General features: G+C 69.6%; 5 protein-coding genes and 1 pseudogene. 5 read left to right on the forward strand and 1 reads right to left on the reverse strand.

The window, feature by feature from the left end; translation table 11 throughout:
* Nucleotides 1-167 precede the first annotated feature (167 nt).
* The 3 genes and pseudogenes from OG978_RS38810 to OG978_RS38820 form a co-directional block, all read left to right on the forward strand.
* Nucleotides 168-3,494, forward strand: a complete 3,327-nt coding sequence (locus OG978_RS38810; RefSeq protein ID WP_326769714.1) for a glycosyl hydrolase — start codon at nucleotides 168-170, stop codon at nucleotides 3,492-3,494.
* Nucleotides 3,495-3,594: 100 nt separating this feature from the next.
* Nucleotides 3,595-5,283, forward strand: a complete 1,689-nt coding sequence (locus OG978_RS38815; RefSeq protein WP_326769715.1) for a hypothetical protein — start codon at nucleotides 3,595-3,597, stop codon at nucleotides 5,281-5,283.
* 98 nt (nucleotides 5,284-5,381) lie between these two features.
* A pseudogene (locus OG978_RS38820) lies at nucleotides 5,382-6,002 on the forward strand (phosphotransferase); the annotation flags it as partial.
* 143 nt (nucleotides 6,003-6,145) lie between these two features.
* Here the strand turns inward: OG978_RS38820 and OG978_RS38825 are convergent.
* Entirely contained in the window at nucleotides 6,146-6,736 is a 591-nt protein-coding gene (locus OG978_RS38825; protein WP_326769716.1) for a lytic polysaccharide monooxygenase auxiliary activity family 9 protein, read from the reverse strand.
* A 259-nt stretch (nucleotides 6,737-6,995) separates the two neighbouring features.
* On the opposite strand from OG978_RS38825, the gene OG978_RS38830 reads away from it, so the two are divergent.
* Both OG978_RS38830 and OG978_RS38835 read left to right on the forward strand, forming a co-directional pair.
* Nucleotides 6,996-8,504, forward strand: a complete 1,509-nt coding sequence (locus OG978_RS38830; RefSeq protein ID WP_326769717.1) for a glutamate synthase subunit beta — start codon at nucleotides 6,996-6,998, stop codon at nucleotides 8,502-8,504.
* 488 nt (nucleotides 8,505-8,992) lie between these two features.
* Nucleotides 8,993-9,850 (forward strand): sterol desaturase family protein, encoded by an 858-nt coding sequence (locus OG978_RS38835; RefSeq protein WP_326769718.1) that lies wholly within the window; start codon nucleotides 8,993-8,995, stop codon nucleotides 9,848-9,850.
* Nucleotides 9,851-9,852 lie beyond the last annotated feature (2 nt).

Here is a 9,852-nt window from a genome sequence, read left to right on the forward strand (position 1 = left end):
AGTCTGTGCCGCGCTTGAGCAAGCGGTTGCGCAACGGCCCGGAGCCGCATCGGGCTCAGTCCGTCCACGTTCTCCGCAGAGACCGCGCGCAGCACCCCAGCGCCCGATGATCAGGGAGTTTCACTGCCATGCGACATCGACCACGCAGACGCCTGTCCCGTGCGGCGGTGGCCTTTTCCACGCTGCTCGGCCTCCTGGCCTTCGGCCCGGCCGCCGCCTCCGCGGAGAGAGCCGGATCCACCGCCGCGGACAGCAATGACTCCGCAACCGCCGTGTTCGGGAAGACACTTGCGGCCCAGGGCGCCACCTTCGACGCGTCCCCCGGCAGCGACGAGGCGAGCGCCAATGTCAAGACGTACGGCGACCGCGACTGCTGGGAGATCGGCCCCGGCCGCCCCAACCAGTATCTGAACGTCACCGTGGACGCCCGCCTCAAGCACGAGGGGGCGAACCACGCGGCCGTCGACATCGACTACTTCGACGCGCCCGGAACCAAGTTCGCGCTGGTCTACGACGGGGGCGCGAACCCGTGGCGCACCTCACGGATCGTGAAGACGACCGGCACCAACACCTGGAGGACCGCACACTTCTACATCCCGGACGGGGCGTTCACCGGCGGGCAGTACGGCCGGGACATGCGCATCGCCACCTGGGCACAGGACATGGGATCCAGTGAGAAACCGGTCTGCTTCGCCCGCTACGCCTTCGCCCCGTCCCCGGTCGACACCGATGATGTACAGATCGATGTGACCACGCCCGGCAACCTCTTCGACCCGGGGGAGCGGGCGACCTTCGGGGTCCTCTCCGCCCGCGACCGCACCGTGCCCTGGAGCGTCCGCGACTACCGCGGCCGCACCGTGCGGCGGGGCACCGCCACCGTTGACCCGGCCACCCGCGAAGGCGCCGTCGACGCGGGCGAACTCCCCCTCGGCTACTACACATTGACGCTCCGCGGTACCGCTGCGGACGGAGCCCCCGTCGCCCGCACCGCCGGTTTCGCGGTGCAGCACCCCGGCCCCGATCCGAAGCGCACCACCGACTCCTTCTTCGGCATCAACCACCACCACCGCTCGGCCCCCGGCGACGCCTGGGACGACAGCACGAAGCTCGCCGCCCGCGCCGGTGCCGACACACTGCGCGTCGACTCCACCTACTGGAGCAGCATCGAGCGCCCCAAGGGCGAGTACCAGTGGCCCGAGGCCAGCGAACGCGTCACCGCGGACTTCGGCGCACGTGGCCAGAACGGCCTGATGCTGCTGGGCTTCGGCAACTCGGACTACGGCAACATCCCGAGCACCGACGAGGCGTACCAGGCGTTCGGGAAGTACGCCGGAAAGGTCGCGGAGAAGGCCAACGGCCGGATCGAGTCGCTGGAGGTCTGGAACGAGTACTACGGTGGCTTCTCCAACGGCGTGTGCTCGCAGAGCGCGAAGTGCTACGCGAAGACGCTGGCCGCCGCGTACTCGGGGGTCAAGGCCGCCGACCCGAAGGTCACCGTGGTCGGAGCCTCGTCGTTCAAGGTGCCCCTGGACTGGTTCGAGGAGCTGTTCAAGCTCGGCGGGCTCAAACACATGGACGCGATCTCCATCCACCCCTACCGTGCCCCGGGCGACCCCGAGGGTGTCGAGCTCGACATCGCGGGCCTCAAGCGGCTGATGCGTCAGTACAACGACGGCAGGGAACTCCCCATCTGGATCACCGAGCAGGGCTGGACCTCCGCCGGCCGGGACGGCGTCGGCGTCAGCGAGCAGACCCAGGCACAGGCCACCGCACGCGCCCTGCTGGAGGCCAAGGCCGCGGGCATCGCCCGCTATTACTGGTACGACCTGATCAACGACGGCAACGGCCCGAACAACGCGGAGCACAACTTCGGCCTGCTGCGCAAGACGGGCCCGGAGGCCAACGGGCTCAACCCGAAGCCCGCCTACCTCTCCTACTCCACCGTCGCCCGCGAACTGACCGAAGCGAAGTTCACCGGGCGGCTGCGCACCGGCGACCGCGACCTGCACGCCTACACCTTCAGTTCCGCGCCCGGCTCGCCCGGTGGCGGCGCGGTGACCACGGCCCTGTGGAGCAGCGACCGCAGCGGCAAACCGGTCCGGGTGCGGACCGGGAAGCCGGTCACCGTGGTGGACATGCTCGGCTCGGAGCGGGTGCTGGAACCGGTGGACGGCTGGGTGCACCTCACGGCCACCGGCGCCCCGGTCTATCTGCGGGCCGCGGTGGACAAGGTCGAGCCGTCACCGCTGCTGTCGCTGTCCGCACCGAAGGGCATCGCGGCAGGCGCGGAGATTCCGGTGACCGCCACACTCGACAACCGTGCCACGGCCCGCGGTGACGGGGCATCGGCACGCAAGCGCACTGCGGTCTTCGAGATCGAGGGCGAGCGGGTCACCGTCTCGGCGGCGCCCGGCCGACGGGCGAGCGCTGTGCTGAGGGCCCCGGCCGGTGACACCCCCGGCAGCCGCGGCCTGACCGCGGCGGTCACCCTCGACGGGAAGCGGACCGGGGCGGTCGCGACCGGCACGGAGGTGACGGCGGATCCGGTGACGGTCGACGTGTCCCCGGAGATGTCGGTGAAGGGCGCTGTCCGCACCGACCGACTGGCGGTGACCGTCACCAACCACTCGCCGGACGCATCGGTCAGGGTGACCGGGATCGACTGGTCCTTCGGCGACCTCACCGGAACGATCACGGGCCGGGGCATCGACGACGGCGGTACGGTCCCGCCGCTTGGCGCCCGCACCTTCCGCACCACCGTCGAAGGAGCCTCCGCCTATGCCGTCGAGCCTGTCGGGGTGACCGCCAGACTCGCGGACGGACGCACCGCAGGCGACAGCGACTCCTTCGGCTTCAGCCCGATCGCCAGGGCCACCCCGCACCTGGTGGACGGCAGGCTCACGGGCCTGGGGAACGCCCCGAAGGTTGACCTCTCCCAAGTCGGCTCGTACAGCGGCATCGAACCCTCCGTCGCCGACGGTGACATGTGGGCGACCTGGGACGACAAGAACCTCTACGTGTCCGCGGTGGTCCGGGAGAAGGACCACCGAACGGCAGAGAAGGTGGCCTGGCTGCCCGCCGGTGACAGCATCGGCATCGGGGTGCAGCCGGGCAAACCGGGGGAGGGGCTGGGGCGTTGGGGCGCCGACTGGTACATGCTCTACGCCGGTGACACCGTGACGGAGGGGCCGGGTGTCTTCGTCGAATCCCTGCCGAAGGACTACCCGGTGGGTTCCGTGGCGGGTGCCGATGTCCGAGTGGCCCGTGACGAGGACGCCGGGACGACGACGTACCTCGTCGCCGTACCGTGGAAGCGGATCGCCCCGCTGTCGCCCGAGGACCCCTCGTTCTCGCTGACCCTGACGGTCAACAAGAACGACGGTGTGCAGCGGGACAACTACCGCTCGCTCGGTCTGGACGGATGGCAGACCTGGGGCGACGGGCTCAACAACTGGAAGCTGGTGCGCTACCAGCAGGTGCAGCTGACCCGCTGACCTGCTTCATGGCCGGTGGGTGCCGTGACACGCGGCGCCCACCGGCCATCGTTCCCGACAACCGTCACGTCGACCATCAGCCGCGAGAGGGCGAACCACCATGACCAACACCTCCATCGGCACCGGCGATACGGCGGGCTCCCGGCGCCCGCGCCGTGACCGGCCGGGTTCACGAAGACGCTCACCGTTCGCCCGCGTGCCGGCTCTCGCTCTCGCGCCTGCCCTCGCGCTGTCCCTGATCGTGGCCTTCCCGCCGTCCGCCCCCGCCGCGACGCACACGCTGTCCGTCACCTCCCCGAGCCTGATCTTCCAACGGGGCCAGGGCGCGGTGGAGTTCGGCTCGTCGGCGGCCTCGGTCTCCTGGACGGTCACCGATGAACAGGGCACCCGGGTGCGCGGCGGCACCAGCTGGCTCTCCGGCGGCAAAGCCACCATCCCCGTCTCCGACCTCGCCCCCGGCTACTTCGGACTCTCCCTGCACGCGGGCTCCTCCACCGATCCGACTGACCTGCGCACCTCGTTCGCCGTCATCGAACCGGTGCCGGACAGCGTGATCGCCCCGGCTTCACCGTTCGGCGCCGCCGTGCACATCGGCCGCGCAGGCTGGGGCCTGAACGTGCTGGACGAGGCACGCAAGACAGGGATCGCGCACATCCGCGAGGACGCCTGGTGGCACCGGTTCGAGACCGCGAAGGGCAGTTACACCTTCCCGGCCGCCTTCTCCACCGAAATGGAGCGCGTCCGCGCGCTCGGCATCACTCCGCTGATCATCGCGAACGGCGCCAACTCCCTGTACGACAACGGCCGGACGCCGAGCAGTCCCGAAGGCATCGCCGCCTTCGGGAAGTTCGCCGCCGCGGTGCTGAAGCACTACGACCAGAGCAACGTCGAGGTGCTCAACGAGTACAACGCCGACACCTTCAACAACAGCGCCTGCGGGAAGAGCGCCGCCTGCTACCTGGAGGTGCTCAAAGGGGTGAACAAGGCCGTGAAGGCCGCGGACCCGGGCGCCTCGGTCGTCGGCCCGGCCACCATCGGCATCGGCAACTGCGTGCACGCCGACGGTACCAAGTGCTTCGCGCCGGACCTGATCGACCGCGGCGGACTGAAGGCGATGGACGCCTACAGCGTCCACCCCTACCACTACCCGGGCGGACCGGAGTGGCTGGGAAGTTCCGGGGACACCATCGCCGGCCTGCGGCAGCGGATCCGCGCCGCCAACGGCGGCAAGGACAAACCGATCATCCTCAGCGAGATGGGCTGGCCCACCGACACCGGTCACGGCACCACCGAACGCCAGCAGGCCGACAACCTGATCCGGCTCTACGCCATCGGCCTGGCCAACGGCGTGACCCGGGTCTACTGGTACGACCTGGTCGACGACGGCAGCGACCCCGCCGACAAGGAAAAGAACTTCGGCATGCTCCGGCAGCCCGTGACCGCCACCGCCGCGAACCCGGTCTCGGTCACCGCCAACGCCCCGAAACCGGCCGCGGTCGCCCAGGCCGTGGTGGCCCGGATGCTCGGCGGCAAGACGTACGCCGGCAACGACGGGCTGGCCGCACCGGCCTACTCCGTCCGTTTCACCGGCAGCGGCACCACACGCGTGGTGTGGTCGACCACCGCCCGCAACCTCACGGTGTCGGCGACCGGCCCGGTGACTCTGGTCGACTCCTGGGGCCGACGCTCCGTCAGACAACCGACGGACGGCCGTTTCACCCTGGAGGCAGGCCCGTCCCCGGTGTTCGTCGAGGGACCTGTCACCGGCGTCGGAGCGGCAACGCCGTGAGGAGGTCGGCTGGGAGAACGGGTCGACAGGCGAGTGCCGGGCACTGTGATGGCCGGCACCGCCCGCCGTACCGAGCGGGCCGGAGACAGGAGCCGTTCTTGACCGACGGGCGAACGGTGGACATCCACCCCGCGATCGACACCGCACTCGTCAGACGGCTGGTCGACACAGTTCCCGCAGTGGGCGGGGCTGCCGCTGAAGCTGCTCGACCGGGCCGGCTCGGACCATGTGATCCACCGACTCGGCGAGGAACTCTCCGTCCGGCTGCCCCGCCATCCGGGGGCCATCGGGCAGGCCCGCAAGGAAGCCGCATGGCTGCCCCGGCTCGCCCCGCACCTGCCGCTCCCGTCCCGATACCGATGGGAGTGGGGGAGCCGGATTTCGGCTACCCGTGGCCCTGGGCGGTGTCCCGCTGGCTGGACGGCGAAGTGGCGACCGTCGAGGGCCTGGCGGGATTCCTGGCCGCCCTCCAGCGGGTCGCGCCCGGTGAGGATCGCGAGGGCCTGACCGTACGGTCACTGGCCGACCGGGACGGTGCGACGCGGGCCGCCATCGCGGCGGTCGACGGCACGTTCGACGCGGTGGCCATGACCGAACTGTGGGACGCCGCGCTCGGTGCGCCGGGATGGGACCGTCCTCCCGTCTGGTTCCACGGCGATCTCCACACCGGCAACCTGCTGACCACCGACGGCCGCCTCGACGCGGTCATCGACTTCGGCGAACGCGACAACCCCAGGGTCGCCGCGCAGACCACCCGCCAGCTCACCGAGGCCCTCATCGGCTGGCGCACTGCCGGACGACTTCCGCTGCTCGGGGTGGGGGCCACCCCGGGCAGCGGAGGCCGTCCCGGTGCGGACCGGGCTCAGAAGGTGACGTCCGAGCAGGCGTAGAACGCGTTGCCGGTGTCGGCGATCGTCCAGACACCGAGGATCAGGTGCTTGCCCGACTTCTGCGGCAGGACTCCGGCATGGGTCACGGTGGACGCCGGAAGACGGCCGCCGAAGGGCACGGTCAGGAACGGCTGTGGCTCCAGGTCGGCCCGGGTGAGGGGCTTGGCGGGGTCGTAGCCGTCCTTGGTGATGTAGTAGCGGAAGTCGGTGGTGGCGTGCCGGGCCGTGATGCGCCAGCGGAAGGTGTAGCTCTGCCCGCTGGTGACCTGCGTCGCGGGCCAGGCACCGCCACGCGGGTCGTCGAGCTCGGAGAACCGGCCGTTGCCGCCGGCGCAGATGGTGCCGTCGACCGGGCCGCGGGCGGGGAAGCCCTTCGGGCCCTCGACGCTCGGCGGCTCCCACTGGATCTGGCCGCAATCGCGCACGGTGCCGTTGCCACAGAGCTGCTGACGGCTGACGGGAGCATCGGTGTAGCCATGGCTCTGGGCGCTGCCGGTGGTGACGAGGAGGGAGGCCCCGGCGATTCCGATGCCGAGAACGAACGAGGTGATCCTTCTGCGCATGCTTCGCTCCTGAGGGAGGTGTGGGGGCGCCGCGAGACGAGTGGGGAGGGCGCACTCCGCCCCGCTAGGTCTAGACCAAGGTCGAGACCAGTCAGGGGCGATTGGTCATGTCCATACCAGTAATGCGCCGCCGCGTGACCGGCCGGTGACGCTTCCGATCCCGCCGAAGGGGTGCCATCGGCATGGTGGGCCGAGGGATGGAGCGGGCGTACGCTGGCAAAAACGCCTGTGCACCGCGAGTGAGCGATGGAGGCGGCCCATGACCGACCCGCACGGCTTCCTCAAGTTCCCCCGCCGCCCCGTTCCGGCACGACCCGTCCAGGAACGGCTGGGCGACTGGAACGAGGTCTACGCGGGACAGGCACGTCTCCCCCTCGTGTCCGAGCAGGCTGGGCGCTGCATGGACTGCGGCATCCCGTTCTGCCACAGCGGCTGCCCGCTGGGAAACCTCATCCCCGAGTGGAACACGTACGCGAGGCGGGAGAACTGGCGGGCCGCTGCCGAGCGGCTGCACGCGACGAACAACTTCCCGGAATTCACCGGGCGGCTGTGCCCCGCCCCGTGCGAGGACGCCTGCGTGCTGACCATCAACGCCGACCCGGTGACCATAAAGAACGTCGAGCAGGCCATCGCCGACCAGATCTGGGAACACGGATACGCGCCACCCCGGCCGCCCGGGCGGCTCAGCGGGAAGACCGTCGCCGTCGTCGGCTCCGGGCCGGCGGGCCTGGCCGCGGCGCAGCAGCTCACGAGAATCGGCCACACCGTCGCCGTCTACGAGCGCGCCGACCGCATCGGCGGACTGCTGCGCTACGGCATCCCCGAGTTCAAGATGGAGAAACGCCACCTGGACCGCCGCATCGAGCAGATGCGGGCGGAGGGCACCAAATTCCGCACGGGGGTGGACATCGGCAATGACCTCGACGCCGCCGAGCTCACCGAGCGACACGACGCGGTTGTCATCGCCGTCGGTGCGCGAGGGCAACGGGAGCTGCGTGTCCCCGGCCGTGAGCTGGACGGCATCCACCAGGCCATGGACTATCTGACCCTGGCCAACCGGGTCACCGAGGGTGACTTCGACGCGCCTGCCGTCACCGCCGCGGGCAAGCATGTGGTGATCATCGGGGGAGGGGACACCGGCTCGGACTGCATGGGTACCGCACTGCGTCAGGGGGCCGCCTCCGTGGTGCAGTTGGACATCAATCCGGAGCCCGGCGACACCCGGCGGGACAGCGAGCCCTGGCCCACGTATCCGAAGGTCTACCGGATATCCCATGCCCATGAGGAGGCCCGGGGGCAGGAGGGCGCGGATCCGCGGGTCTTCTCCTCGGCCACCCTCCGCTTCGAGGGGGACCGGTCGGGGCGCGTGCGCGCGTTGTGCCTCGCGGAGGTGGAACCGGAGGCCAGAAGGCCGCGCCCGGGGACCGAACGAGGGATCCCGGCGGATCTGGTCCTGCTCGCCCTCGGCTTCTACGGCCCCGAACACGGCACGGGGCTGATGCGGCAGCTCGGACTCGCGCTGGACGACCGGGGCAACTTCGCCCGGAACGCCGGCTTCGGGGCCGAGACGACGGAGCCGTCCGGGCGGGCGGCCCGTAGCCGGACGGACGGGATCTTCATCGCCGGTGACGCGGGGCGCGGCCAGTCCCTCGTGGTGTGGGCCATCGCGGAGGGACGGTCCGCCGCCGCCGCGACGGACCGCTATCTGAGCGGTTCCACGGTGCTCCCGGCGCCGATCGCGCCGCAGGACCGGCCCCTGGTTGCTTGAGCGCGTCGGTTGCGCGAATCCGCCGGCGTGCGGCACCGGCTCCGACGAAGCAATGAAGCGAAAAGACCCGGTGCCCGGTATTACTAGTAATTCATATTCACGGCGGACCGAATGTCCAGGTCTCACCGACAATTCTCGCCATGCCCGCCTCGGAGCAGCGGTACGAGGCTTGAATTCGACGGTTGAGGTCGCCGAGCAGGGAAAAGTTAGTAGAGCGGGCCGGGCCGGTGACGGCACTCGGGTCCGCGGGGTCCATGAGGCGGCCCGTGTGACACTTCAACCCACATTCCTTGCGTGTGACAGATGGCGTCCGGTGCGCCGGACCCGTGCGCCTGCATGTAGCAATCGGTTTCTCCTTCACGGTGCGCTCTGCCGTGCTGGTTCCTTTCGTAAAGGTGCTGTGAGTGGAAAATTGTGATCCGCTGCCCGGCGGTGACCCGGAGGTGAATTCCGGTCGGGCCGGAGGGAAGGTGGCGCAGGTACCGTTCATGCGCGCAGTCCTGCGTGTGGCGGCGTACCCGTTCCTGCTGGCGAGCGCGGTTTCGGTGGCAGCGGCGGCGCTGTGTCTCGATTGGGACCCCGACCGTGTGAGCCCGCTCTTCCTGCTCGGTGTCATCTCCTATCTCACCGCGCTCGAACGGCTGATCCCGCACCGGCGGGCCTGGCACCCGAACGCCGGTGAATGGCGCTGGTACGGCGTCTACTTCCTGTTGACGATGGTGGCCAGCGTATTTGCGCAATATCTGGTTTCCGCAGTCGTCTCCGAGGTGTCGCCGCACGAGTCGGAGTTCAATCTCTGGGCGGAAATACCCGCAGCATTACTGACCGGTTCCCTTGCCAGTTATCTGGTGCACAGGCTCGGTCATACCAACGCGATACTGTGGCGACTGCACGGCGTTCATCATGTGCCGAAAAAGGTCAATGTCGCCAATAACGGTGTCAATCACGTACTCGATATCGTTCTCGCGCAGGGAACCGTTCAGCTGGCTCTGGCACTGGTCGGTTTCTCCCGTGACTCCGTGTTTCTCGTGGGTCTTTTTGTGGCCGCCCAGGGCTATTTCGTCCACGCCAACATCGACGTGCGCATCGGCCGGCTCAATCATGTGCTCGCCAGCCCCGAACAACACCGACTGCACCACAGCACCGATCTGTCCGAGGCGGGCCACTACGGCTCTGACCTGTCGATCTGGGACCACGTCTTCGACAGCTACACCTGGCGGCCCGGCCGTGAGCCGGTCGCGGTCGGGCTCGGCGATCCAGCATCCTTCCCCGGCACCGGGGAGATCGTCGCCAGCCTTCTCCACCCCTTGCGCCGTGCGAAGGGGCCCGGGACCGGTTCTGCCTGAAC

Origin of the sequence: Streptomyces sp. NBC_01591 (assembly GCF_035918155.1) — a bacterium.
Classification (GTDB): domain Bacteria; phylum Actinomycetota; class Actinomycetes; order Streptomycetales; family Streptomycetaceae; genus Streptomyces.

Bases quoted from the DNA above. Each gene is read 5' to 3' on its own strand.
- OG978_RS38830 (WP_326769717.1), top strand. From the start codon at position 6,996: ATGACCGACCCGCACGGCTTCCTCAAGTTCCCCCGCCGCCCCGTTCCG.
- OG978_RS38815 (WP_326769715.1), top strand. From the start codon at position 3,595: ATGACCAACACCTCCATCGGCACCGGCGATACGGCGGGCTCCCGGCGC.
- OG978_RS38825 (WP_326769716.1), bottom strand. From the start codon at position 6,736: ATGCGCAGAAGGATCACCTCGTTCGTTCTCGGCATCGGAATCGCCGGG.
- OG978_RS38835 (WP_326769718.1), top strand. From the start codon at position 8,993: ATGCGCGCAGTCCTGCGTGTGGCGGCGTACCCGTTCCTGCTGGCGAGC.